This window comes from Nonomuraea rubra, from assembly GCF_014207985.1.
GTDB lineage: Bacteria > Actinomycetota > Actinomycetes > Streptosporangiales > Streptosporangiaceae > Nonomuraea > Nonomuraea rubra.
In genome coordinates this window covers 3325065-3349046 of the sequence record NZ_JACHMI010000001.1, presented here as the reverse complement: position 1 = coordinate 3349046, position 23982 = coordinate 3325065, and the positions used below count along the sequence as shown (strand labels likewise).

The 23982-nt window shown below is 72.7% G+C and carries 20 protein-coding genes; 8 read left to right on the top strand and 12 right to left on the bottom strand.

Going from position 1 to position 23982, the window contains the following annotated elements:
• The first annotated feature begins 33 nt into the window (after nt 1–33).
• Nucleotides 34–1251 (top strand): LeuA family protein, encoded by a 1218-nt coding sequence (locus tag HD593_RS15255; RefSeq protein WP_185102795.1) that lies wholly within the window; start codon nt 34–36, stop codon nt 1249–1251.
• Between the two features lie 24 nt (nt 1252–1275).
• Here HD593_RS15255 and HD593_RS15250 read toward each other — a convergent pair whose 3' ends face one another.
• Both HD593_RS15250 and HD593_RS15245 read right to left on the bottom strand, forming a co-directional pair.
• Nucleotides 1276–2703, bottom strand: coding sequence for an NAD(P)/FAD-dependent oxidoreductase (locus HD593_RS15250; protein ID WP_185102794.1), 1428 nt, complete (start codon nt 2701–2703; stop codon nt 1276–1278).
• Nucleotides 2704–2796: 93 nt separating this feature from the next.
• Nucleotides 2797–4083: an MFS transporter gene (locus tag HD593_RS15245; RefSeq protein WP_185102793.1), complete on the bottom strand. Its 1287-nt coding sequence runs from the start codon at nt 4081–4083 to the stop codon at nt 2797–2799.
• 97 nt (nt 4084–4180) lie between these two features.
• Here HD593_RS15245 and HD593_RS15240 point away from each other — a divergent pair, with 97 nt between their 5' ends.
• Both HD593_RS15240 and HD593_RS15235 read left to right on the top strand, forming a co-directional pair.
• Nucleotides 4181–4813: an HAD family hydrolase gene (locus tag HD593_RS15240; RefSeq protein WP_185102792.1), complete on the top strand. Its 633-nt coding sequence runs from the start codon at nt 4181–4183 to the stop codon at nt 4811–4813.
• Nucleotides 4814–4872: 59 nt separating this feature from the next.
• Nucleotides 4873–5502: a RibD family protein gene (locus HD593_RS15235; RefSeq protein WP_185102791.1), complete on the top strand. Its 630-nt coding sequence runs from the start codon at nt 4873–4875 to the stop codon at nt 5500–5502.
• Here the strand turns inward: HD593_RS15235 and HD593_RS15230 are convergent.
• The 3 genes from HD593_RS15230 to HD593_RS15220 are packed head-to-tail and all read right to left on the bottom strand — an operon-like array spanning nt 5493 to nt 11549.
• A complete protein-coding gene (locus tag HD593_RS15230) occupies nt 5493–6377 on the bottom strand; it encodes an NAD-dependent epimerase/dehydratase family protein (protein WP_185102790.1) in 885 nt (294 codons plus the stop codon). The two genes, HD593_RS15235 and HD593_RS15230, sit on opposite strands and share 10 nt — an antisense overlap.
• A 39-nt stretch (nt 6378–6416) precedes the next feature.
• Nucleotides 6417–10439 (bottom strand): AAA family ATPase, encoded by a 4023-nt coding sequence (locus HD593_RS15225; RefSeq protein WP_185102789.1) that lies wholly within the window; start codon nt 10437–10439, stop codon nt 6417–6419.
• Nucleotides 10440–11549 carry an exonuclease SbcCD subunit D gene (locus HD593_RS15220; protein WP_185102788.1) on the bottom strand — a complete coding sequence of 370 codons (1110 nt, stop codon included), beginning with the start codon at nt 11547–11549 and terminating at the stop codon, nt 10440–10442.
• Between the two features lie 107 nt (nt 11550–11656).
• On the opposite strand from HD593_RS15220, the gene HD593_RS15215 reads away from it, so the two are divergent.
• Entirely contained in the window at nt 11657–13150 is a 1494-nt protein-coding gene (locus HD593_RS15215) for an alpha/beta hydrolase family protein (protein WP_185102787.1), read from the top strand.
• A gap of 23 nt (nt 13151–13173) precedes the next feature.
• Here the strand turns inward: HD593_RS15215 and HD593_RS15210 are convergent, their stop codons facing one another.
• Together HD593_RS15210 and HD593_RS15205 are read right to left on the bottom strand one after the other, a co-directional pair.
• Nucleotides 13174–14082 carry an alpha/beta hydrolase gene (locus HD593_RS15210; protein WP_246546542.1) on the bottom strand — a complete coding sequence of 303 codons (909 nt, stop codon included), beginning with the start codon at nt 14080–14082 and terminating at the stop codon, nt 13174–13176.
• Nucleotide 14083: 1 nt separating this feature from the next.
• Nucleotides 14084–14944 carry an enoyl-CoA hydratase-related protein gene (locus HD593_RS15205; protein ID WP_185102786.1) on the bottom strand — a complete coding sequence of 287 codons (861 nt, stop codon included), beginning with the start codon at nt 14942–14944 and terminating at the stop codon, nt 14084–14086.
• A gap of 170 nt (nt 14945–15114) precedes the next feature.
• Here HD593_RS15205 and HD593_RS15200 point away from each other — a divergent pair, with 170 nt between their 5' ends.
• Nucleotides 15115–16635 carry an LCP family protein gene (locus HD593_RS15200; protein ID WP_312903480.1) on the top strand — a complete coding sequence of 507 codons (1521 nt, stop codon included), beginning with the start codon at nt 15115–15117 and terminating at the stop codon, nt 16633–16635.
• 18 nt (nt 16636–16653) lie between these two features.
• Here the strand turns inward: HD593_RS15200 and HD593_RS15195 are convergent, their stop codons facing one another.
• Entirely contained in the window at nt 16654–17526 is an 873-nt protein-coding gene (locus HD593_RS15195; RefSeq protein ID WP_246546541.1) for a TIGR03620 family F420-dependent LLM class oxidoreductase, read from the bottom strand.
• A gap of 75 nt (nt 17527–17601) precedes the next feature.
• Entirely contained in the window at nt 17602–17928 is a 327-nt protein-coding gene (locus tag HD593_RS15190) for an ArsR/SmtB family transcription factor (RefSeq protein ID WP_185102785.1), read from the bottom strand.
• Between the two features lie 93 nt (nt 17929–18021).
• Between HD593_RS15190 and HD593_RS15185 the strand changes: the two genes are divergently transcribed.
• Both HD593_RS15185 and HD593_RS15180 read left to right on the top strand, forming a co-directional pair.
• On the top strand, nt 18022–18843 hold the full coding sequence (locus HD593_RS15185) for an ankyrin repeat domain-containing protein (protein ID WP_185102784.1): 822 nt from the start codon (nt 18022–18024) through the stop codon (nt 18841–18843).
• An 88-nt stretch (nt 18844–18931) separates the two neighbouring features.
• Nucleotides 18932–19147 (top strand): hypothetical protein, encoded by a 216-nt coding sequence (locus HD593_RS15180; RefSeq protein WP_185102783.1) that lies wholly within the window; start codon nt 18932–18934, stop codon nt 19145–19147.
• Nucleotides 19148–19216: 69 nt separating this feature from the next.
• Here the strand turns inward: HD593_RS15180 and HD593_RS15175 are convergent, their stop codons facing one another.
• The 3 genes from HD593_RS15175 to HD593_RS15165 all read right to left on the bottom strand — a co-directional run bounded on the left by HD593_RS15175 (nt 19217) and on the right by HD593_RS15165 (nt 22425).
• Entirely contained in the window at nt 19217–20221 is a 1005-nt protein-coding gene (locus HD593_RS15175; protein ID WP_185102782.1) for an enolase C-terminal domain-like protein, read from the bottom strand.
• Between the two features lie 9 nt (nt 20222–20230).
• Nucleotides 20231–21613, bottom strand: coding sequence for an MFS transporter (locus tag HD593_RS15170; protein ID WP_221524771.1), 1383 nt, complete (start codon nt 21611–21613; stop codon nt 20231–20233).
• A gap of 77 nt (nt 21614–21690) precedes the next feature.
• Nucleotides 21691–22425, bottom strand: coding sequence for a TetR/AcrR family transcriptional regulator (locus HD593_RS15165; RefSeq protein WP_185102781.1), 735 nt, complete (start codon nt 22423–22425; stop codon nt 21691–21693).
• 98 nt (nt 22426–22523) lie between these two features.
• On the opposite strand from HD593_RS15165, the gene HD593_RS15160 reads away from it, so the two are divergent.
• Nucleotides 22524–23975 (top strand): DHA2 family efflux MFS transporter permease subunit, encoded by a 1452-nt coding sequence (locus tag HD593_RS15160; RefSeq protein ID WP_185102780.1) that lies wholly within the window; start codon nt 22524–22526, stop codon nt 23973–23975.
• The last annotated feature ends 7 nt before the right edge of the window (nt 23976–23982 follow it).

Below are 23982 nucleotides of genomic sequence, written 5' to 3'. Positions count from 1 at the left end.
ATCCACGTTGAACGAGCATGTCAACGTGAGGACATGCCAAAAGTTCACTTCCTCGACGTCACCAACCGGGACGGCGTGCAGACCGCGCGCACCGGCCTGTCGAAGTTCGGCAAGACCATGGTCAACTTCTACCTGGCCAAACTCGGCGTGGCGCAGTCCGAGATCGGCTTCCCGTTCCTCTTCCACGAGGTCCCGTACGTCAAGGCGCAGGTGGCGCTGGCGCAGGCGGGGGCGTTCGGGGAGCTGAGGCTGTCCGGGTGGTGCCGGGGCGTGCCGCAGGACGTGGAGAAGGCCGCGCCGCTCGGCCTGAAGCACTACAACCTGTCCATCTCGACGTCCGACTACATGATCCAGAACAAGTTCCGCGGCCGGCTGGACAGGGACGCGATCATCAGGGAGATGACGGCGGCCGTCCGCGTGGCCAAGGACGCGGGCGCGCTGACCGTCGGGGTGAACGCCGAGGACGGCTCGCGTACGGATGACGGGTTCCTGCTGGAGTTCGCGCTGGCGGCCAAGCAGGCGGGCGCCGACCGCGTACGCTACTGCGACACCATCGGCGGCGACACGCCCGACCGGATCCGCGAGCGCTTCGCCAAGCTGGCCTCCGCCACCGCGATGCCCGTCGAGACCCACTGCCACAACGACCTGGGCCTGGCCGTGGCCAACTCCGTGTCGGGCGCGCTCGGCGACCTCGACGCCGGGCAGGACGCGTGGATCAACACCTGCGTGAACGGCATCGGCGAGCGCTCGGGCAACGCCGACCTGCTCTCCACGATCCTGGCCTTCCGCCACGGGTTCGGGCTGGAGCCGGCGCAGATCGGGGACGCGCTGAACCTGGAGTGGGCCCGCCGGTTCGGGCTGTGGGCGAGTTACGCGCTGGGGCAGCCGCTGCCGTACAACCAGGTCGGGGTGGGGCGCAACGCGTTCGCGCACGAGTCGGGCATCCACGCGGACGGCGCGCTGAAGGATCACGGCAACTACGAGCTGTACGACGAGGCGACGCTGGGGCCGTTCCCGGAGGACTGGCACGCGCGGGCGGGGCGGGTGGTGCTGACGGGCGAGTACGGCGGCAAGGCCGGGTTCCGTCACGTCATGGAGGGGCTGGGGGTGGAGGTGGCCGACGAGGAGGAGTCGTTCCGGCTGGTGCAGCTCTGCAACGCGATGACGGGCAGGCCGCTCACGGACGACGAATTGCGTCTGATCGCGGCCTACCCGCGCGAATTGTCGCTGATGTTCCCCGGTTACGCCTGACCGGTCCCCGGCCAGGCCGGACGCTCACGCGGCCGGCGCCTGACGGGCATCCGTACCGGCCACCGAACCGGCCTCCCCGGCAGCCGACACGTCCCGGACGGGCCGGCCGGCGGCCGGCTCGGGGGTCGCGGCCGGGACGCCGGTCCCGTCCGTCTGGCCGACCGCCAGCGCGTGCCGGAAGTCCTCATCCGCGTGCTCGATGGCCTCCAGCCGCACCATCTCACGCCGGAACAGCCCCGCCAGCAGCCAGTCGGCCAGCACCGCCGCCTTGTGCCGGGCCGTCGGCACCCACCCCAGGTGGTAGGCGCGATGCGCGAGCCACCCGAGAAGGCCGGTGAGCTTGATCCGGTACACCTGGGCGACCCCCTGGTGGTGACCGAGCCCGGCGACCGAGCCCAGGTAGGCGTGCCGGTACGGCTTGAGCCGCCGCCCGCGCACGTACGCGACCAGGTTCCGCCCGAGCAGCTTGGCCTGCCGGACCGCGTGCTGGGCGTTGGGCGCGGTGAACTCGCCCGGCCGGGTCAGGTCGGGCACGGCGGCGCCGTCACCGGCGGTGAAGGCGTCCTCGACGCCCGCCACCGTCAGGTACTCGGTCGCGAGGAGCCGCCCGATGCGGTCCACGGGCAGCCCGCTGGCCGCCGCGAGCGGGCTGGGCCGACCGCCCGCCGCCCACACCACCGTGCCGGCGTCGAGCTCGGTCCCGTCCGAGAGGACGGCGACCCCGCCGGCCAGCGACGTCAGCCGGGTGCCGAGCCGCACGTCCACGGCGCGCCTGCGCAGCGCGTCCACGGTCCAGCGGCCGAGGTCGGGGTGCAGCTCGGGCAGGATGTGGTCGTTGGCCTCGACGAGAGTCCAGCTCAGGTCGGCGGCCTCGATCCCGTCGTGGTAGCGCACGGCCTCGTCGGCCAGGCCCTGCATCTCCGCCAGCGCCTCCACGCCGGAGAACCCGCCTCCGACCACCACGAACGTCAGCGCCCTGCGCCGTACCAGCTCGTCATCGGTCGAGGCGGCGGCGGCGAGGTTGGCCAGCACGCGGTTGCGCAGGTGCACGGCCTCGCCGATGCTCTTGAAGCCGACCGCGTGCTCGGCCAGCCCGGGGATGGGCAGCCCGCGGGTGATCGAGCCGGCCGCCATGACGAGGATGTCGTACTCGATCGTCCTGGCCGGGCCCTGGACCGGCTGGAACTCGGCGCTGCGCGCCTCGTGGTCCACCCGCGTGACGCGCCCGGTCAGCACCCGCATGCCCTTGAGCACCTGCCCGAGCGGGGCGGCCACGTGGCGCGGCTCGATCGAGCCGCCGACGGCCTCGGCGAGGAACGGCATGTACGTCATGTAGCCGCGCGGGTCCACGACGGTGACGCTCGCCTCGCCGGAACGGACGAGCTTACGCAGCCCCATCGCGCTGTACAGGCCGACGTATCCGCCACCGACGATCAGGATGTGCTTCCTCATTGCCCCGTCTCCTTTCGGGTTCTACACCCCATGGACGGGACAGGGCCGCCGTTTGTGACAACTTCCGGCGAAGTCTCAGAGGGATCAGAGGGATCAGAGGGACCTGTCGCCGGTCTCCGGCAGGGCGAGCAGGCACAGCAGGCTCAGCAGGGCCATCGCGGAGACGTACCCGCCGATCGCCATGACGCCCAGCCCGCCCGCCTGCATGCCGGTCGCCACCAGCGGCGGCACCGCGCCGCCGAGCACGCCGCCGAGGCTGTAGGCGACGGACGCGCCGCTGTAGCGGTACTCGGTCTTGAACAGCTCCGGCAGGTACGCCCCCATCGGCCCGAACACCAGGCCCATCAGCGCGAGCGCCCCGGCCAGCGCCAGCCCGACCAGGAAGATCGAGCGGGTCTCCATCAGCGGGAACATCACCAGCCCCCACGCGATCGCCACGCCCGTGCCCCAGAGCAGCGTCCGGCGGCGGCCCAGCCGGTCGGACACCAGGGCCGAGACGACGGTGCCCGCCGCCATGAACACCACGCCGACCATGGTCAGCGCGAGCATGGTCGTCCGCGGGATCTGCAGGGTGTCGGTGCCGTAGGCCAGGCAGTAGGTGGTGGCGGTGTAGAAGAGCGTGTAGGCGACGGTCATGGCGCCGGCGCCGAGCAGCACACGCCGCCACTGGTGCCGCATGAGCCCGGCGAACGGCACCTTGGCGATGCGGCGCTGGTCCATGGCCGCCTGGAAGACGGGGGTCTCGGAGATCTTCAGCCGGACGTACAGGCCGACGACGACCAGCAGCAGGCTCGCCACGAACGGCAGCCGCCAGCCCCAGCTCTCGAACTGCCCATCGCTCAGCACGGCGCCGAGGATCAGGAACAGCCCGTTGGCCACGATGAACCCGGCCGACGGGCCGAGCTGCGGGAACATCGCGTACAGGCCGCGCTTGCCGGGCGGCGCGTGCTCGGTGGCCAGCAGCGCGGCGCCGCCCCACTCGCCGCCGAGGCCGATGCCCTGCGTGAAGCGCAGCAGCACCAGCAGGACGGGCGCGATCACGCCGATCGCGGCGTAGCCGGGCAGCAGGCCGATCAGGACCGTCGACAGGCCCATCACCAGCAGCGAGACGACCAGCATGGACTTGCGGCCGACGCGGTCGCCCCAGTGCCCGAACACGGCCGAGCCGAGCGGCCGCGAGATGAACGCCACGGCGAACGTCGAGAACGACGCCAGCGTGCCCGCCACCGAGTCCATCTTGGGGAAGAACGCGGTGTTGAGCACCAGGGCCGCCGCGGTGCCGTAGATGTAGAAATCATAGAATTCGATCGCGGTGCCGATGAGGCTCGCCGCCGCGACCCGGGACCGGCTGGGGGCCGCGGTCTGGGGGGAAGTCGTCATGAAACAGTCTCACTATGCGGACTAGCGTCTTGTGAAGCGATACGCAGACGCTACCACCTGCGCAATGTTACGCATCACCCACTAGGAGGGACACGGTTTGACCGTCGAGCTGGTGATCTTCGACTGTGACGGGGTGCTCGTGGACAGCGAGCCGATCTCCGTACGCGTGGGCACCGCCGCGCTGCGGCGGCTCGGCTGGGACATCGACGAGGCCGAGTACGCCGAACGGTTCGTGGGCTGCACGAACGAGTACTGGGCCGAGCAGGTCGGCGAGACCCCGCCGGGCTGGCGCGAGCAGGTCAACGCCGACTACGCCGCCGCGATCGCCGCCGAGCTGTGCGCGATCGACGGCATCGAGACAGCGCTCGACCAGCTGTCCATCCCCTACTGCGTGGCCTCCAACGGCCGGCACCCGACCATCCGGCGCAGCCTGGAGCTGACCGGGCTGGCCGGCAGGTTCGACGGGCGGGTGTTCAGCGCCGAGGACGTCGCCAAGGGCAAGCCGGAGCCCGACCTGTTCCTGCACGCCGCGGCCACGATGGGCGCCGAGCCCGGACGCTGCGTCGTGGTGGAGGACAGCCCGTTCGGCGTCACGGCGGCGATGCGCGCCGGCATGCGCTGCCTCGCCTTCGCCGGCGGCCTCACCCCGGCCTCCCGGCTGACCGGCCTGGGCGCGACGCTCTTCCACGACCCCGCCAAGCTGCCCGACCTGATCGCCGCCCTCGACTGACCGCTGCCCTCGACTGACCGCTGCCCTCGACTGACCGCTGCGTCAACTAGCGTGAGGCCATGCCTACAGGTACGCAACGTCCCTACGTGGTGGCCCACGTCGCTGTGTCCGCCGACGGAGCTACCACGGGATTCCAGCCGGACGTCACCCGCTTCTACCAGCTCGCCCAGACCTGGAAGGAAGACCTCACCCTGGCGGGGGCCGACACCATCCTCGCCCAGGAGCAGGCGCTGGCCGGCGCCGAGCTCCCCGGCCCCGCCCCCGACGGGCCGCTGCTGGCCGTGGTGGACGGCCGCGGACGGGTCAGCGAGTGGCAGGCGCTGCGCGCGGCCGGCCACTGGCACGACGTCGTGGCCCTGCACTGCCCCGCCACTCCCCCGCGCCCGCCAGGCAGGCCGGTGCGCGAGCTGGTCACGGGCACCGACCGGGTCGACCTCGCCGAGGCGCTGCGCACGCTCGGCCGCGACGACGGGGTCGGCGTCGTACGGGTCGACAGCGGCGGCCGGCTCATCGGCGCGCTGCTGCGGGCCGGGCTGGTGGACGAGGTCAGCCTGCTCGTCCACCCGTGCCTGGCCGGCGAGCACGCCACCCGCTTCTGGTACGGCGACCGCCCCGCCGCCGCACCGCTCACCCTCATCGCCGCGCAGAGCCTGCCCGACGGCCTCGTCTGGCTCCGCTATCACCCTTGACGGGTACGGCCGTTCTCGTCCAGGTAGTCGCGCCACGACCGCTTCGGCGTCCAGCCCAGCAGCCGGTGGGCCTTGGCGCAGGAGATGCCCGAGGCGTCGGGACGGGCCAGCGGCCGCAGCTCGATCCGGTCGCCGAAGTAGCGGCGCAGCATGGCGGCGAAGTCGTGCCCGCCCGCGTTGTCCGGCGAGGCGATGTAGAACACCTCGTGCCCGGGCAGATCGGACTCGGTGGCCAGCACGATCGCGTCCGCCAGGTCGTACACGTCGATGTAACTCCACAGCCCCGCGCCCGCCTCGGAGCTGTCGCGCACCTGCGGGCCGAGGTTGCGCTCGTAGTTGCCCTCGTGCTGCACCCAGCTCGGGCGCAGCGAGATGCAGCGCAGGTCCGAGCGGCGCACCGCCGCGTCCATGAGCTGCTCACCGAAGTGCTTGGCCAGCGCGTACGGATCCTGCGGCCGGATCGGGTGCTCCTCGTCCACCGGCGCGTAGTCGGGCAGGAACGGCCGCTCGGCGAAGAAGAACCCGGGGACGGTCTCGCTGGAGATGTTCACGAACCGCGACACCCCGAACCGTACCGCCGCCTCCAGCACGTTGAACGTCGCCATCAGGTTGTTCTGGAACACCACGTGCGGGGCGTTGGCCATCGGATCGGGGATGGCCGCCGCGTGCACCACCGCCTCGGCCTCACGTACGACGGCGAACGCCTGACCCACGTCCGTCAGGTCCGCCTGCACGTAACGCGGCTGATCCGGCTCGCGCCGCTCCCAGACCGGACGCGTCAGATCGCTGGCGGTCACCTCGTGACCCGCCGCGAGCAGGGCGCTGACGGCCGCCCTGCCGACCTTGCCGTGGGCTCCGGTGACGACGACACGCATCGATGGCTCCTTAGGGGATGGATCCGGTAGTGCTGCCTGTCAGACTCCCACGGCCTTGAGCGTGGAGCCCGTCCGCGTCTTGGTCACCTTGAGCTGCGCCGTGACCCTCGACCGCAGCTCGGCCACGTGGCTGACGATGCCCACGGCCCGGCCGCCGTCGCGCAGCCCGTCGAGGATGTCGAGCACGCCGTCGAGCGTGTCCTCGTCGAGCGTGCCGAACCCCTCGTCCACGAACAGCGTGCCCAGCTCCGCGCCGCCCGCCTCCGCCGTGACGACGTCGGCCAGGCCCAGCGCCAGGGCCAGCGAGGTGATGAAGCTCTCGCCGCCGGACAGCGTGGCCGGATCCCGGTCGACGCCCGTCCATCCGTCGGCCACCCTCAGCCCGAGCCCGCCGCCCGCGCGGGCCCGCGAGCCCGCCGTCTTGCGCAGGTCGTGCCGCAGCAGGTAACGGCCGCCCGACATGTGGTCCAGCCGCTCGTTCGCCGCCGCCACCACCTGGCGCAGCCGCTCGCCCAGCACGAACGACGACAGGCTCATGCTCCACTGGTTGTCGCTGGACGTGCCGCTCGCCAGCGCCGCCATCCGCTCGGCCAGCCGGTGCCTGTCGGCCGCGGGACGCCAGCGCTCGATGCGGCCCGACAGCTCGCCGCACAGCTCCTCCAGCCGCCGCGCCCGCGCCTGCGCCCGGTCGCGCGCGCTGGCCAGCCTCGTGTACGCCTGCTCCAGCCCGTCCCGCTCGGCCCCGATCTCCTCCAGGTCAGGCGCCGGCTCCGCCGCGGCGGCCACCAGCTCGGGGTCGGCCAGCACGCCGGTCACAGCGGCATGCTGGTCGTCCAGCCTGCGCAGCAGCTCCGCCTTGCTCTCCCGCTCGGCCACGCTCCGGTACGCGGCCTCCGCCTCCCGCACGTCCCCGAACCCGGCCTCGTCCGCCGCCTCCTCGGCCGCCTGCCTGGCCCGCTCCAGCTCCTCCCTGGCCGCCACCGCCGCCTGCGTCGCCTCCAGCGCCTCGCGCAGCAGCTCCGCCTCGTCGTGCAACCTCGACAGGCGGGCGGTCAGGGTGTCGTCGCCGCCGCGCGCCGCATCCAGCCTCGCGCTCAGCCGCCCGGCGTCGCCGCTCAGCTCCTCATGCCTGGTACGGCCGGCCGCCAGCCTCCCGGCGACCCTGCGGCCCCGCTCCTCCAGCTCCTCCCGCTCGCGCCGCAGCCCGGCGGCCTCCTCGGCCAGCACCCGCTCCCGGCCCGCCGACGCCTCCAGCCTCCGCAACTCCCGCTCCGCCTCAGCCAGCACCCGCCGCCCATCCACCCCGGCAGCCTCCGCACCCGCACCTGCGTGCGGCCCAGCACCTGCGCTCGGCCCCTCGGCCTCTGCGCCAGGCCCTCGGCCCACCCCGCCGACCTCCCCGCCGACCTCCGCGCCGGTTTCCGCGCCGGTTTCCGCGCCGGCCTCCGGAACCGCCTCAGCCGTGCTCCCCGCGGACGCGCCGGGCGTGCCCGCCGGACCGTCGGCCGGAGTCGTGAGGGCGCCGGGTGGGCCTGCCGGAGCTACGGATGCCGACGCCTGGGCGAGCTGGGTGTGGACGCGGGCGCGTTCGGACTCCAGGTGGCGGTGGTGGGCGCGGTGGGCGGCGAGGGCCTCGGCGATCTCCCTGGACTGGTCGCGGACCCGTTCGCGCTCGTCCTCGACGCGTTCGAGCGCGGCCGCCAGGGCGGGCTCGCGGTCGGCCACCGCCTGGAGGCGGGACACCTCCTGCTCGGCCAGCGCCACCTGACCCCCTGCCTCCGCCACGTCCAGCCCGCCGGTGGCCTCGACCGCGTCGGCGTGCCGGGACTCCAGCGACGCGAGCGCCCGCTCGGCGGCCTCGCGCTCGGCCAGGGCGGCCTCGTGGGCGCTCTCGGCCTCCTGCTCGTCGTCGGCCGAGGGAGCACTCGCGGCCGGGGCGGCCGGGGCGGGGTGGTGCTCGGAGCCGCAGACCGCGCAGGGCCGCCCGTCGGACAGGTCGCGCGCCAGCTCGGCCGCCATGCCGTCGATGCGGGCCTGCCGCAGGTCGAGCCAGCGTTCGCGGGACGCCTGTGCCTGGTCCACGAGCACCTGGTGCGCGGCCACGGCCGCCTCCAGCTCCGCCGCCAGCGCCTCCCGCCGGTGGGCGGCCTCCAGCGCGGCCCTGGCGGCGTCGAGGCCGGCGGACGCGGCGGGGATGGCCGCCGCCTCCGCGCGTACCTCGGCCAGGGCGGCGCTCGCGTCGGCGAGCCGTCCGGGGAGCTCGGCGTCGGCGGCGGCCACCTCGGCCTCGCGCTGTGCCAGCGTGTCCAGCTCCACCGCCAGCCTGGCCAGCTCGCCGTCTATCTCGATCAGGTGGGCGGCGGCGTCGCGTACGGCCCGCGCGGCCGGGATCCTGGCGGCGTCCACCCGCGCCTCGGCGAGCCTGGCCTCGGCCTGCTCGATCAGCCCGGGCAGCACGGCCAGCCGGGCGGCCACGGCCTCGTCGGCGCGTACCAGCTCGGCCAGCTCCTGCTCGACGCGCAGCAGGTCGCGCCGCACCACCGACAGCCTGGCCTCCTCGGTGAGCAGCTCGGACAGGCGCGCGATCTCGTCCTGCCGCCGCCGTTCCAACCCGGCCAGCTCGGCCACGGACGGCTCCCCGCTCAGGTACGCGGAGGACCGGCCCGTGTCCCGCTCCTCCGCTGAGCCTGAGCCGTGGGCGGGCGACGCCGCGAAATCCTGGCCCGGGATGTGAGCGGGCGGCACCGTGACGTTCTGGTCGCGGGCCGGGCCGGGGGTGGAGAGGAGGGGGCGGGCGCGGGCGAGGGCGTCGGCGGCCAGCGTGCGGGCCTTGGTGGCAGCCTCCGCGCGCTGGCGGGCGGCCGTGATGAGCGGGATCACGCGGTCCGCCCTGGCGGCGTCGTCGAGGATCGCCTGCAGGTCGGCCCGCTCGTCGGCGCGCTCGTCGAGGGTGCGGCGCAGGGTGAGCGCCTCGGCGTGGCGGCGCTGGCGCTCGGCCAGCGCGGCGGCCCGCTCGAAGCGCGTCCGGGCCGCCCGCAGCTCCTGACCGGCGGCGGCGTGCTCCTCCTCGGCGCGCCGCACGACGGCCCGCGCGGCGTCCAGCAGGGCGCCCGCCCACCGCACGGGATCGCTCTCCGGCGTCGGAACCTCGTCCCCCGTCCCGCCACCCTCCTCCGACGAGCCGCCCACGGACGGGCTCGGCTGCACCGGAGCAGGCAGGTCGAAGAGAGCCGGCGGCGCCAAGTGGTCAGCCCTCGGACCGGCCGGCGTGGCGGGCGCAGGCACCTTGGACGCCGACGCGGCCGGCCCGGACGCAGCCGGCCCGGACGCGGCCAGCCCGGCCGATGCGGGCACAGCCTCAGCGGGCGCGGCGGTCAGTGCGGCGGCGAGGTCGTCGCCCGCGGCTTCCTCCACCCGCTTGACGGCGAAGTCCACCTCCTGCCGCAACTCCTGCGCCTCCCGCCAGGCAAGCTTGCGATGCTCGGCCAGCCACGACTCCGCCGACGTGAAGATCTTGACGGTGAACAGCCGCTCCAGCAGCTTCGACCGCTCATCCCCATCGGCCCGCAGGAACCGCGCGAAATCCCCCTGCGGCAACATCGCCACCTGGCAGAACTGATCGGCGTTCATCCCGAGCAGCCCGCCCACCAGATCCCCGGCCTCGTCCAGCCGCGTCGTCAGCCCATGCCAGTCACCCCCCTGCCACTCCGACAGCACGACCTTGGACTTCTCCTCCGTGACCCCGGACCCCCGCAGCTTGGGCCGCAGCCAGGCCGGGGAACGCTGGATGCGCAGTAAGCGCCCCCGGATCGTCACCTCCAGCGTGACCGACGGCCCCACCGACGGCGGGGCGTGGTCGCAGCGCAGGCTGCGGGCGCTGTTGCGCTGCCCGGGCACCTGGCCGTACAGGGCGAAGCACAGCGCGTCGAGGATCGTGGTCTTGCCCGCCCCGGTGGGCCCGTGGACGAGGAAGAGCCCGGCCGCCGACAGGGCGTCGAAATCGACCGTCTCGGTGCCCGGGAACGACCCGAACGCCGTGAGCGTGAGCCTGTGCGGCCGCATCTACGCCATCGTCTCCTTCACCCTGGACGCCTCGATGGCCTGTCTTAGCAGCTCTTCCTCCTCGGGTGCGGCAGGCTCGCCGCGCACCTCCCGAACGAAGTCGAGCGCCACCTCCGCCTCCGGCCGCCCGCTGAGACGTACGGGCTGGGCGGCGGGTGCGGCGCCCACCGGGTCGAAGGAGAGGGCGAGCGTGTGCGGGAACCGGGCACGGAGCCGGTCCATGGCGGATTTCGGGCGGACGGCGTCGGTGAGCACGACCTGCAGCCAGTGATCCTCGTAGGCCGCGTACGCGGGCAGCGCCAGCAGCTCCTCCAGCTCCCCGCGCAGCCGGCCGACCGGGCGCGGCACCGGAGCGGGCACGAACTCGGCGCCCTCCCCCAGCGTCACCAGCCACGACCCCTTGAGCTGCCCCACCTCGGAGAAGGAGTACGCCAGCGGCGAGCCGGAGTAGCGCACAGTCTCCGACATGCGCTGCCGCCCGTGCAGGTGGCCAAGCGCCACGTAGTCGACCCCGTCGAACGCCCGCAGCGGCACGTGCGCCACCCCGCCCACGCTGATGTCACGCTCGCTGTCGCTGGCCTGCCCGCCCGTCACGAAGCAGTGGGACAGCACCACCGACGCCCGGTGGCGTACGGCATCGGCCCTGATGCGCGTCATCGCGTGCGTGATCGCCGCCGTGTGGCCGCGATCGGGCAGCTCCCACGCAGCCCGCACCAGCTCGGGCTCCAGGTACGGGATGCCGTAGAAGGCGACGCCGTCGACCACCACCGGCTCCCACGACTGGTCCGGCGAGGTACGCACGTGCACCCCCGCCGCCTCGAACAGCGCCGAGCCGAACCGCAGCCGCAGCGCCGAGTCGTGGTTGCCGCTGATCAGCACCACCCGCGCCCCTGCCCCGCGCAGCCGCCCGAGCGCCTCGTCGAGCAGCGCCACCGCGTCGACCGGCGGCAGCGCCCTGTCGTAGACGTCGCCGGCCACCGCCACCACGTCGACCCGCTCGGCCCGCACCGTCTCCACCAGGTGGTCGACGAACGCCGCCTGCGCCGCGAGCAGGCTCTCCCGGTGAAAGGAACGCCCGAGGTGCCAGTCGGAGGTGTGCAGGATCCGCATGTCGCAGGAAGCTAACAGGTCTCACCGACAAATGAGGTATCTCCAGTCCCACACGCTGGGAGTAGGCTGGAAGATCAGCGGGCAAACCAACGCACATGGGGAGGCCAATGCGCACTGGCCGTGGCACCTTGAGCGTCGCCGCCGGTCTGGTGCTGGTGGCTCTCGCTTCGGTCGGATACGTACTGCCACCCGCGTTCGACCCACCGCCGCTCAAGGTCGAACCAGCCTTCCAGGCGATCCCGGCGCAGCCCGCCGGCGAGCAGAAGCCTGTGGTGGCCGTCGATCCCGTCCGCAGCGAGGAGATCTCGATCCCGGCGGAGGCCCAGCGCCTGGAGGGCACGCTCCGGGTGCCGCTCACGCCTGGGCGGCATCCGGCGATGGTGTTCGTGTCGGGCTCGGGCAACGGCTCGCGCACGGAGTTCACGCCGCAGGCGGAGTTCCTGGCCAGGGCGGGCGTGGCGACGATCGCGTTCGACAAGCGCACGATCGGCTACAACTTCCGCGACCGCGACTTCGGGCTGCTCGCCGACGACGCGCTGCGCATGGTGGAGTACCTGCGCACCCGTCCCGAGGTCGACCCGGCGCGCGTCGGCATCTGGGCCGTCTCGGAAGGCGGCTGGGTGGCGCCGATCGCGGCGGCCAAGAGCTCGTCGGTCGGGTTCATGGTGCTGGTGTCCTCGCCGAACGTCTCCCCGCTGCGCCAGGTCGCCTGGGCGCTCAACGAGCAGCTCCTGCGGCTGCGCGCCCCCATCGGCGCCCGCGACCTGCTGACCAGGGCGATGGGCGGCGTCGGCTTCGACTTCCTGCGCTACGACGCGATGCCCGCGTTAAGCCAGGTCAAGCAGCCGGTCCTGGCCTTCTACGGCACCACCGACCCCTCGATCCCCTTCGTCGAGTCCACCAAGGCGCTCATCACCGCGATGCACAAGGCGGGCAACGACGACTACACGATCCGCTTCATGGCCAACGGCGACCACGCCATGCGCGTCAAGGGCGGCCCCTTCACCAAGGGATACCTGGAGACCCTCGCCAACTGGATCGAGGGCCTGCCCGGCACCGCCAGACCCGCCGTGCACATGGCCGGCGCCACCCCCGTCCAGCGGTTCGAGGCCAGCGACGTGCCCGCCGCCCCCTGGTACGCCGGCGGCACGATGCTCGGCCTGACCATCTGCCTGGCCGCCGTCGGCTACGTGGCCGGCCCGGTCGCCGCCGTCGTCGTACGCCTGCGCCACCGCAACCAGACCCCCGTCGAGACCAACGCCAGGCTGTGGCCGCCGATCAGGCGCAGGCTCAGCCGGATGGCCTGGACCGGGCTCGGCCTGCTGGCCTCGGTGGTGGCGTTCATCACGCTGCTGGTGCTGTTCTCGGTCAACCAGGCGGGCGCGTGGCCGGCCGTGCTGGCCGGCTGGCTGGTTGTGCGGCTGCTCGCCGTGCTGATGCTGATCCAGGAGGTCACGGCGGTGGCCGCGTACGTCTCGGCGCTGCGCGAAGGGCTGCAGCCGAGCCGGTGGCAGCACGTGGCCGTCGGCGGCGTCCTCGGCGGCACCGGCCTGCTGCTGGTCGCCGCCGCCTACTACGGCCTGTTCTCGTTCCCCTGGTGAAGCCGGTCACCCGAGGTAGCCGGTCACCCGAGGTAGGCGGCCATCCAGCGGTCCAGCTCGGCGAAGACCTGCTTGCGGGCGGGCTCGGCCGACAGCACCAGGTCGTGCAGCCCGTCCGGGATCCGCACGCACGTCACGTGCGGCCCCAGCGAGGTGGACCAGCGGGCGATGTGCCGAGGGTCGAGCACGATGTCGGCCGAGCGCGCCTCCGGCACGAAGTCGCGTACCCGCAGCCCGGTCGAGGAGGCCAGTACCAGCACCGGCACGTCCACCGACAGGCCCTGGTGCAGCCGCCGCTGCGCCCGCCGGATCGCGGCCAGCCACATGGCGTGCACGGAGAAGCCGCCCAGCGGCTTCAGCTCCAGGTCGTAGTTCCACTCGCCCTGCTCGTCGCGGTGCAGCGTCCGCCCGTAGACGGTGCTGGAGCCCAGCGGCAGTACCCGGCGGCTGTACGACAGCGGCGTCCTGAGCAGGTCGGCCGCCAGCCGCAGCGGCGCGGGCACGTTGAGGTCGAAGAACGGGCTGTTGAGCACCAGCCCCTGCACCAGGCCCCGGCCGCGCACCCGGTCGGCCCACAGCGGCGCGATCAGCCCGCCCGTGGAATGGGCGTTGATCGTCACCTCGTCGTGGTCGCGGCGGATGATCCGCACGGCCTCGTCGATCTCGGGGAAGTAGTCGGTGACGCTCCTGATCAGGCCCCTGGTCTGGTGCGGCAGCAACGACCGGCCGTACTTGCGCAGGTCGAGGGCGTAGAAGTCGATGCCGCGCTGCACGTAGTGCTCGGCCAGGTGGTCCTGGAAGAAGTAGTCGGTGAATCCGTGCAGGTAGAGCACCGCACGACGGGAGCCCGCCTCGGCCCTCCTGCTCACCAGCGTCGCCACGACCTGGCCCTCGAAGTCGTCGGGCATGGGCAGCACGGTGATGTCGTACATGCTAGACACCATAGGGATCGTCCGGCCACGACGGCACACCGGGCGGCAGATCCTGGCTCACCTTCATCGGGAAGTCCGCCTGCCGCTTCTCGAGGAAGGCCGTCACCCCCTCCACCGCGTCGGCTCCGCCGCCCAGCTCGGCCATGAGGCGGGAGTCGGCCGCGTGCGCCTCCCAGGGCGAGGCCGCCGACAGCCCCGACCACATCAACCGCCGGATGGCCGCCACGGAGACACCCGAGGTGTTGTCGGCGATCTCGCGGGCCAGCGCGTACGCCGCCGGCAGCAGCTCGTCCTGCGGGTAGACGCGCGAGACCAGCCGCCCCTCCAGCGCCTCCGACGCGGGGAAGACCCGGCCCGTCGCCGCCCACTCCATGGCCTGCGCGATGCCCACGATCCTGGGCAGGAACCAGCTCGACGCCGCCTCGGTGACGATCCCCCGCCGCGCGAACACGAACCCGAACCGCGCCGTCTCCGACGCCAGCCGCACGTCCATCGGCAGCGTCATCGTGACCCCCACCCCCACGGCCGGCCCGTTGACGGCGCCGATGACGGGCTTGAGCGAGCGGGCGATCCGCAGCGCCACCGTGCCGCCGCCGTCGCGCGGCGCCCCGTCCACCGTCTCGCCCTTCTGACGGTGCCCGAACGTGTCGCCCCCTCCGCCGAGGTCGGCCCCGGCGCAGAACGCCCTGCCCGCCCCGGTCACCACCACCGCGCGCACGTCGTCATCGGCGTCGGCGAGGTCGAAAGCCTCGATCAACTCCCCGCGCATCGTAAAGGTGAACGCGTTGAGCCGCTCGGGACGCTTCAATGTGACGGTGGCGATGCGATCGGTCACCCCGTACTCGATCTCCGTGAAGGCCATGCCCCGAATCTTATTCGGTTACTGATGTTCACCCTCTGATAAAGACATATTTCGTATCTGATGCATAGGCTGCCGCCTCTATGGGAGCCTGAGGCGACCGCGCCCATGCGGTTCACCGCAGGTTGCGGACTTTGCGCCTATGGTGGAAATCGCGGGGAAACGGGGAAGGCGTGCGGCAGGCTAAGGAACCACTGAGCGCCGGAGCGGTCCTCGGGTGGCTGGTGCTGGCGGCACTCGCACCCGGGGCCGCTCATCTGCGTGCCGGCCGCCGCAGGACAGGCCTCGTCCTCATCTCCCTCTACGCCGTCCTCTTGCTCGCCCTGCTCGCGTTCGTCCTCACCAACGACCTCGGCGACCTCGCCGGCTCGGCCACCAGGGACTCCTCCCTCGCCGCCATCGTGTTCGGCTCGATCGCCCTCGGGCTGGCCTGGTTCGCCCTGATCGTGCACTCGTTCGTGGTGCTGCAGCCCGGCCGGCTGGCACAGTCGGGGCAGATCCTCACCGGCACCGTCGCCGGGCTGCTCGCCGTCGTGGTCGTGATCCCCTTCGGCTACACCGCCCAGTTCGCCCAGACCTCGCGCGAGGCCATCGACAACATCTTCAACGCCCCCGAGAACGAGGGCGAGCCCCCGGCCCCCGAGCCCAAGCCCGAGGACCCCTGGGCCGGCCGCGACCGCGTCAACATCCTGCTGCTCGGCGGCGACGCCGACGACAACAGGACCGGCGTCCGCACCGACAGCATGAACCTCGCCAGCATCGACGTGAAGACCGGCAACACCGTCCTGTTCAGCCTCCCCCGCAACCTCGAGGACGTGCGCTTCCGCCCGGGCACCCCGATGGCCCGCCGCTTCCCCAACGGCTTCGACCTGCCCAAGGACGCCAACGGCGGCGCCAGCGACCTGCTCAACAGCGTCTGGGAGTACGCCGACGCCCACCCCGAGATCTTCGGCGGCAAGCAGCACCAGGGCCCCAAGGTCCTCATGGACACCATCGGCTACACCCTCGGCCTCAAGGTCGACTGGTACGCCCTGGTCAACATGTGGGGCTTCGCCCGCATCATCGACGCCATCGGCGGCGTCACCATCACCGTCGAGCGGGACGTCGTCTTCGGCAAGTACAACGAGGGCCTGGTCAAGGCCGGCACCCGCAAGCTCAAGGGCGCCGACGCCATGTGGTACGCCCGCTCGCGCACCTACAGCGACGACTACACCCGCATGAGCCGCCAGCGCTGCGTGCTCGGCGCCATCCTCGACCAGGCCGACCCGGCGACCGTGCTCACCAGGTTCAACCAGATCGCCCGGGCCACCAAGGAACTGATCAGGACCGACATCCCCCGGACGTGGCTGGAGCACCTCGTGCCGCTGGCGCTGAAGGTCAAGGACGCCGAGGTCACGAGCGTGCAGTTCGTGCCGCCGCTGATCAACACCGGCTACCCCGACTGGGAGAAGATCCGCGACATCGCGGCGAAGGCGGTCCGCGACTCCACCCGTACCAAGGCGGCCGTCGCGGCCTCCGCCAGCCCGTCGTCCTCCTCCCCCGCCACGGCCACGCCCTCGTCACCGGCCTCGTCCCCGTCCTCGCCTTCGCCTTCGCCTTCGCCGAAGAAGACCAAGCGGCCCGGGAGGGAGACCGGCGACGACCCCACCAAGGGGCTCACCGAAGGGTGCGGGATGACGTCCGCCAAGGGCTGAGGTCCTTTACGTTGTAGATCACAGAAGTGCTCCGGCGAGCCGGCGCCAGTGCGGCATGGCGGACCCGCCCGGCTCCAGCACCTGGATCCCGACGTGGTCCGCGCCCGCGTCGAGGTGGTCGTGCAGCTTGCGGGCGATCGTGTCGAGGTCGCCCCAGACCACGAGGTCGTCGACCAGCCGGTCGCTGCCGCGGCCGCCGTCGAGGTCCGCCTCGGTGTAGCCGAGGCGCAGGAACTTGGCGATGTTGTACGGCGTGGTGAAGTAGGGGCGCAGGTGCTCGCGGGCGAGCTCGCGTGCCCTGCCGGGGTCGCTCTCGAACAGCACCGCCTGCTCGACGCCGAGGAACGGCCCCTCCCCCAGCGTCCGCCGCGCCTGCGCCGTGTGCCGCACGGTCACGTGGTAGGTGTGCGCGCCGTCGGCCCGGTCGCGGGCCAGCTCCAGCATCTTCGGCCCGTACGCCGCCAGCAGCCGCCGCATCCGCCCCCGCGGCGCGGGAACGGCGTCCGCCGCCGCGTCCATGGCGTCCAGGTAGTCGGCCATCGCCTGCAACGGCTTGACCCCCGGCCGCCTGTCGCCGCCGAAGCCCAGGCCGAGCAGGTGACGGCCGGGGTAGGCGTCGGCCAGGAGGGTGGCCGCGCTCTGCGTCCACCGGGGCTCGCGGGACCAGATCTGCGCGATGCCGTTGACGACGTTGATCCGCTCGGTGCAGGACAGCAGGAACCCCGCGTGCGTCATGGCCTCGCGCCCCTGCAGCTCCGGCACCCAGATCGCCTGCCAGCCCAGCTCTTCCAGCTCCCGCACGGACTCGCGCATCGCGCTCGCCGGCAGGCCGTCGAAGTCGAACGTCCAGACCCCGAACCGCCCCAGGTCCATGCCTTCGATCGTGCCCATGACTCTCCCCATCGACATATCGCATATTCTCGATATGAGAGTACACGCTGGAGACGGAGGCCGATGACCGGGTTCTCAGAGCGAGCGGCCGAGCACGTCCACGAGGCGCGAGATGCGTTCCTCGTCGCGCTGGTAGTGCGTCCACTTGCCCACGCGGGTGGAGCGCACCAGGCCGGCGCGCTCCAGCGAGGCCATGTAGGCGGAGACGGTGGACTGGGCGAGGCCGAGCTTGGCCTGGATGTGGCTCACGCAGACGCCCACCTCGTGCGGGTCGGCGATGCCGGTCTCCACCGGGAAGTGCGCCTCGGGGTCGCGCAGCCATTGGAGCACCTGGAGGCGCACGGGGTTGGCGAGCGCCTTGAAGACCTCGACGAGGTGCGCGGAGGTGTCGTCCTGAGCCATCGGTACGAGTATAGGCCGACATTTCGCGGAACTTCGATATGACGTGGGAAAACCGGTGGATGGTGGCGCGGAGGGGCGTACAGACTGGGGTTGATGAGCGATGACGAGCTGCGGTCGGCGGCGATGACCGGCCAAGCCGGGGAGGTCAGGCGACTCCTGGAGGCCGCCGGCGGGCCGGATGCAGGCGGGCCGGATGCAGGCGGGCCGGATGCAGGCGGGCCGGACACGGCCGCAACGGACACGGCCGCAACGGACATGGCCGGGGCGCTCTACCAGGCGGCCGTGCAGGGGCACGCCGGCATCGTGCGGATGTTGCTGGAGGCCGGTGCCGACCCTGACCGGGAGACCGGGGACGAGAGCGAGGGCCTGCCGCTGTGCGCGGCCGCCTGCTGGGGGCACCTCGGCGCCGTCAACGCGCTGCTCGACGCCGGTGCCGACCCCGACCGGCGGGAGGACCCGGGCGCCATGACGGCCCTGCACTGGGCGGCGGCCAACGACCGGCTGGCCGTCGCACGGGCCCTGCTCGCCCGGGGCGCCGGCCCCGACCTGCGCGATTCCGCCGGCAACACCCCGCTCTCCCGTGCGGCGGAACGCGGCGCGACGGCCATGGTCAGAGCGCTGCTCGACCACGGTGCCACCCCGGCGGCACACCACCTCGACCTCGCCAGGCGCCACGCCGGCCACGACATCGAGGCCGAGGTACGCGCGCGGGCCGGGCAGTACGCGCCGCCGGGCGCGCGGATCGGCGTGCGGCGCGAGGAGGCCGAAGGGGGCGGGGTGCGCGTGGTGGCCGAGGTCCGCGACGCGGAGGGGCGGCTCCGGTCGGAGATCCACCTGGGCACCGGGCATGCCGAGATCGTGCGTCTCCTGGAGGCCCGGCTCGGCGGGGATCCCGGAATGAGCGCGGGAGCGTAAAGAACCTGCCTCGCCGCTGTGGCGGATCCGGCCGGACCCCTGCGGCCCGTGGTCTCCTGGGCGAAACTCGTCACCCAGGAGGTCCGACATGCGCCGCCGCGCCCATCTGCTGCTCGCCACCGCCGCCCTGGCCACCGCGCTCGTACCGCTCGTACCGCTCGCCCCCGCGGACTCCCCCCAGCCTCCCGGGCTGATCCGCAGCACGCAGAGCGTCCGTCACGCGCTCATGAAGGCGGGCCAGCACTTCTACCGGCTCTCCGACATCCTCGGCGGCATCAACTGGCACCACCAGCTCACACTCTGACGCCACCGGGCTCACGCTCCGGACGCCGTCAGATCAAGCTGTGATCTCCGCCGGGCTCACGCCCCGGCGTCACGCGCGAAACGACTCCTTGGCCAGGCGCCGCACCCGCGCCTCGTCGATGTCGTGCCCGAGCCCCGACTGGGTCAGCGGCACCGCGATGACCCCCGCGTTCGCGCCGACGATCGGGGTGACGATCTGGTTCTGGCGGGGCGGCTGCGTGACGTCGCACGGCAGCGTGCAGCCCGGCAGGCTGGCCACCGCCACGGTGGCCGCCCTGGCCAGGCCCGCGCCCTGGCCGCCGGTGCACTGGATGTCCCAGCCCGCCGCCGCGGCCTTGTCGTGGGCGCGCCTGACCTCCGACAGCGAGGAGAACGCCGCCGGCCGCAGCAGCAGGACCCGGGCCGCCCGGAGCGTCAGGTAGTCGTCCAGCTCGGCCGGCGAGGCCGCCTCGACCGCCACCGAGGCGGTCACCTCGTCCTGGAGCGAGGCGTGGGCGTGCACGTCGGAGGTGGCGAAGGGCCGCTCGATGACCTCCAGGCCGTAGGAGTCGAGCGCGACGAGCTGGCCGAGGTCGGTGTAGGCGTTGCCGCAGTCGACCGCCAGGGTCAGCGCGGGGTACGCCTGCCGCACGGCGCGTACGGGCTCGACGTCCCAGCCGGGCCTGACGTCCAGCGTGACGTGCCCGTACCCGGCGCAGACCTGCTGGTTGACCCGGGACACCAGGCTCTCGACGGACGGGTCGGGCGCCAGCCGGACGGTGGCCATGAGCGAGGTGCGGGTGCCGCCGATCGCCTCGGCGAGCGGCACCCCGCGCATCCTGGTCCACAGGTCCCAGCACGCCATGTCCACGGCGGAGTCGCCGCCGGCCACCGTGTCCGGATGTTCCCAGTCGACCCCGACCAGCAGCGCCGCCAGCGACTCCTCCAGCCTCGACCAGGTCTTCGCCGCAGGGGCGGTCGCCTCGCCCCATCCGGTCATGCCCCCGTGGTCGGTGAGCTTCACGAGCAGGGTCTCCGTGCGCCTGCCGTACGGCAGGACCAGCCGGAAGACCTCGAGCTCCCGCACTCGCGGCATGTACCCCCCTTATGACGCGGTTCCCTCCATAGTGCCCGCTGCCCGGGGGTGAACGAAACGTGGGGCCAGCACGGCGCCGAGAAGCGCGAGCCCGATGGTGAAGACGAGACCGACCGCGTAGTTCTGCGCGGCGGCGGTGAACAGGGCGCCGCTGACCGCCACGGCCACCACGGTGAACACCGACTCGCCCACGCCCACGGCCGCGCTGTTGTTGCCCTCCTCGCCCTCCTTCGACATCTCCAGTACCAGCACCGACACGGTCGGGTGCAGCACGCCGATGCCGAGGCCGACGGCGGCCATGCCCACGTGCGCGAGAACGAGCGGCAGCGGGTCGATGAGGACGAGCGTCACCAGCGAGATGCCGGCCGCGATCAGCAACGCGCCGCCGCGCAGGGCGGCCATGTTGCCGATCAGGCCGCGGCCCTTGAGCCAGGAGCCGGTGGACCAGCCGAGGGCTCCGATGGTGAGCACGATGCCGGCCGCGGTGACGCTCAGGCCGCGCTCGTACTTGAGCATGAGGGGGATGAGCACCTCGGCCGCCGTGTACGAGCCGAACGCCAGCCCGCGCAGCAGCGGCCCGGTCGGCAGGCCGCGGGCGGCCCGCAGCGAGCCCGGCAGCAGCAGCTTGGGCAGCGACACGGCCAGCAGGACGATGCCGGCGGCGAGCAGGGGCAGGCCGGCGAGCTTGAGCGCGCTGCCGTACTGGATGAGGGCGGCGGCGACGGCGGTCAGGGTGGCGTAGACGAGCTTGCGGCCGAGGCCGGGGGCGGGTGCGGCGACGGCCTCGTGCACGGCCCTGCCGGACATCCCGCGCCAGAGCAGCAGCGCCGACGGGACGACGATCACCGTGACACCGAGGAAGATCCACCGCCAGTCCAGGCTCTCCGCGATGAACCCGGCGATGGCCGGGCCGATCATGGAGGGCACCACCCAGGCCGCCGAGAACGCGGCGAACACCCGGGGATGCATCTCAGGCGGGTACGCCCTGGCCACCAGCACGTACAGCGCCACCTGCGTCAATCCGGTCCCGAGCCCCTGCACGAACCGGCCCGCGACGAACAGCTCCATCGTCGGCGCGAGCCCGGCCAGCAGCAGCCCCGCCACGAACGTCACCACGCCGGCGCCGATGGGCCGCAGCGGCCCCCGCACGTCGCTCCACCGTCCGCCCAGCACCGTCGCGATCACGCTGGCCGCGAGGGTGGCGCTGAAGGCCAGGTTGTACAGGGACATGCCGTCGAGCTCGCGGGCCACCACGGGCATGGCCGTGGCCACCGCCATGGCCTCGAAGGCCTGCAACGTGACCAGCGCGACCAGCCCGATGCTGAGCGCGCGGTACTGCGGCGAGAGCACGCCCGCCGGGGTCCCCACAGGGCTTTCAACAGTCGTTGTCATACCGGCAAACTATGGTGAAGGCCCTGGTCGGCACATCGGGCGCAGGGCCTAGGCAATTCGCCCTAAGGCCGGGCGCGTCAGGTCCTGGGCATGCGGGCCTCGATGCCGTCGAGCAGCAGCTCCAGCCCGTACTCGAAGCGGGCTTCACCGCCGTCGGCGGTCAGGTCGTCCACGTGGTCGTACAGGTGCGGGAACCGTTCCCGCGGCAGCGCCCGGTAGTAGGTGGTGATCTGCCTGATGAACGCCTCGAAGTACTCCCGCGGGTCCCGCATCCCGGCCGCGCGCATCCGCGCCCAGTGCACCGACGCCTCGTAGGCGTCGCCGACGAGGTAGAGCGTCAGCCGGTCCATCGCCAGGGACGCCTCCCTCGGCGACATGCCCGCCTCGATCAGCAGCCCGTACGTGAACTCGCCCGTACGCAGGGAGTGCTCCCCCGTCGGGATGCTCGCCAGGGCGGCCCTGGCCACGTCGGCGTGCTCGCCGAACACGCGGTGCACCTCCAGGGCGTACTCCCGCAGCTGCTCCTTCCAGCGGGACGGGTCGGGCTCCGGCAGCCGGATCTCGGCGCACACGCGGTCGTAGATGAGTTCGAGCAGCTCCTCCTTGCCGGACACGTGCGCGTACAGCGAGGCGGGGCCGGTTTCGAGCTCCTGGGCCACCCGTCTCATGCTCAGCGCGTCGAAGCCCTCGGCGTCGAGGATGGCCAGCCCGGTCTCGACGATCAGCTCCTGGTTGAGCTGCCGCTTGACCTGCGCCGGGCGGCGCGGCTTGCGCCACGGGGGCGCGGGCACGTCACGGGAGTCCTTGCTCATGCGAACACTGTACTTGACACGAACGCTGTTCGTCACTAAAACAGTGTTCGTTGACGAACGCCGTTCGTCCGCTAGAACACCGTTTGAAGGAGCTTGTGATGACAGTCACCGCCTCCGGTGCGACCACCGAGGCCCCGCCCTACCGCTGGCGCTGGGTCGCCCTGTTCGTGATCCTGGCCGCCGAGGTCATGGACCTGCTCGACGCGCTCGTCACCGCGATCGCCGCCCCCACGATCCAGGAGGAGCTCGGCGGCTCCGAGAGCCTCGTGCAGTGGCTCGGCGCGAGCTACACCCTGGCCATGGCCGTCGGCCTGATCACCGGCGGGCGGCTCGGCGACCTGTTCGGCAAGAAGCGCATGTTCGTGATCGGCGCCGCCGGCTTCACCGTCGCCTCACTCCTGTGCGGCATCGCCGTCAGCCCCGAGATGCTCGTCGCGGGCCGGGCGGTGCAGGGCCTGTTCGGGGCCGTGATGCTGCCGCAGGGGCTGGGGCTGATCAGGGAGATGTTCCCGCCACAGGAGATGGGCAAGGCGTTCGGCATGTTCGGGCCGGTCATGACCATCTCCTCCGTCGGCGGGCCCGTGCTGGCGGGCTGGCTGGTGGACGCCGACTTCTTCGGCACCGGCTGGCGCATGATCTTCCTGATCAACCTGCCCATCGGGCTGGCCGCCGTCCTGGCCGCGCTGCGCTTCCTGCCCGAGTTCCGCCTCTCCAACGCCACGCGGCTCGACCTGCCAGGCGTCGCACTCGTCTCGATCGCCGCGTTCCTGCTGATCTTCCCACTCATCCAGGGCCGCGAGGCGGGCTGGCCGGCCTGGACGTTCGTCTCGATGGCGGCCTCCGCCCTCATGTTCGTCCTCTTCGGCCGGTACGAGTCGCGCCGCGCCAGGTCCGGCCGGGATCCGCTGGTCACGCCCTCCCTGTTCCGCAAGCGGGGCTTCGTCGGCGGCCTCGTCGCCGGCCTGGCCTTCTTCTCCGGCATGACCGGCTTCGGCGTCGTGTTCAGCTTCTACACCCAGGCCGGCCTCGGGTTCACGCCGCTCCAGGCGGGACTGACCGCGCTCCCGCAGGCCGTCGGCGGCGTCGCCGGCTTCGCCCTGGCGATGGCCGGGCTGCAGGAGAAGCTGGGCCGCGGGCTCATGCAGATCGGCACCGTCGTGATGGCGGCCGGGGCGGCGGTCCTCGCCCTGACCATCCACCTGGCCGGGATCGACGTCGGCGCCTGGCAGCTCGCTCCGGGGCTGGCCCTGGTCGGCGTCGGGATGGGGCTGACCATGGCGCCGTTCTTCGACATCGTGCTGGCCGGGGTCGAGCCGCACGAGACCGGCTCCGCCTCCGGCACGCTGACCGGGGTGCAGCAGCTCGGCGGCGCCCTCGGCACGGCCGTGCTCGGCACGCTCTTCTTCGGCCTGCTCGCCGATCAGTGGGAGTTCGGGGCGTCGATGGAGGTCACCGTGTGGGTCGAGGTCGGGCTGCTGCTGCTGACGTTCGCCCTGTCGTACCTGCTGCCGCGCCGCGCCCGCCCGGAGCAGCAGCCGCACGGCGCGTGACCCCGGG

Coding starts and splice junctions, on each gene's coding strand:
- HD593_RS15255 (WP_185102795.1), top strand. CDS start 34: ATGCCAAAAGTTCACTTCCTCGACGTCACCAACCGGGACGGCGTGCAG.
- HD593_RS15250 (WP_185102794.1), bottom strand. CDS start 2,703: ATGAGGAAGCACATCCTGATCGTCGGTGGCGGATACGTCGGCCTGTAC.
- HD593_RS15245 (WP_185102793.1), bottom strand. CDS start 4,083: ATGACGACTTCCCCCCAGACCGCGGCCCCCAGCCGGTCCCGGGTCGCG.
- HD593_RS15235 (WP_185102791.1), top strand. CDS start 4,873: ATGCCTACAGGTACGCAACGTCCCTACGTGGTGGCCCACGTCGCTGTG.
- HD593_RS15230 (WP_185102790.1), bottom strand. CDS start 6,377: ATGCGTGTCGTCGTCACCGGAGCCCACGGCAAGGTCGGCAGGGCGGCC.
- HD593_RS15225 (WP_185102789.1), bottom strand. CDS start 10,439: ATGCGGCCGCACAGGCTCACGCTCACGGCGTTCGGGTCGTTCCCGGGC.
- HD593_RS15220 (WP_185102788.1), bottom strand. CDS start 11,549: ATGCGGATCCTGCACACCTCCGACTGGCACCTCGGGCGTTCCTTTCAC.
- HD593_RS15215 (WP_185102787.1), top strand. CDS start 11,657: ATGCGCACTGGCCGTGGCACCTTGAGCGTCGCCGCCGGTCTGGTGCTG.
- HD593_RS15210 (WP_246546542.1), bottom strand. CDS start 14,082: ATGTACGACATCACCGTGCTGCCCATGCCCGACGACTTCGAGGGCCAG.
- HD593_RS15205 (WP_185102786.1), bottom strand. CDS start 14,944: ATGGCCTTCACGGAGATCGAGTACGGGGTGACCGATCGCATCGCCACC.
- HD593_RS15195 (WP_246546541.1), bottom strand. CDS start 17,526: ATGGGCACGATCGAAGGCATGGACCTGGGGCGGTTCGGGGTCTGGACG.
- HD593_RS15190 (WP_185102785.1), bottom strand. CDS start 17,928: ATGGCTCAGGACGACACCTCCGCGCACCTCGTCGAGGTCTTCAAGGCG.
- HD593_RS15185 (WP_185102784.1), top strand. CDS start 18,022: ATGAGCGATGACGAGCTGCGGTCGGCGGCGATGACCGGCCAAGCCGGG.
- HD593_RS15180 (WP_185102783.1), top strand. CDS start 18,932: ATGCGCCGCCGCGCCCATCTGCTGCTCGCCACCGCCGCCCTGGCCACC.
- HD593_RS15175 (WP_185102782.1), bottom strand. CDS start 20,221: ATGCCGCGAGTGCGGGAGCTCGAGGTCTTCCGGCTGGTCCTGCCGTAC.
- HD593_RS15170 (WP_221524771.1), bottom strand. CDS start 21,613: ATGACAACGACTGTTGAAAGCCCTGTGGGGACCCCGGCGGGCGTGCTC.
- HD593_RS15165 (WP_185102781.1), bottom strand. CDS start 22,425: ATGAGCAAGGACTCCCGTGACGTGCCCGCGCCCCCGTGGCGCAAGCCG.
- HD593_RS15160 (WP_185102780.1), top strand. CDS start 22,524: ATGACAGTCACCGCCTCCGGTGCGACCACCGAGGCCCCGCCCTACCGC.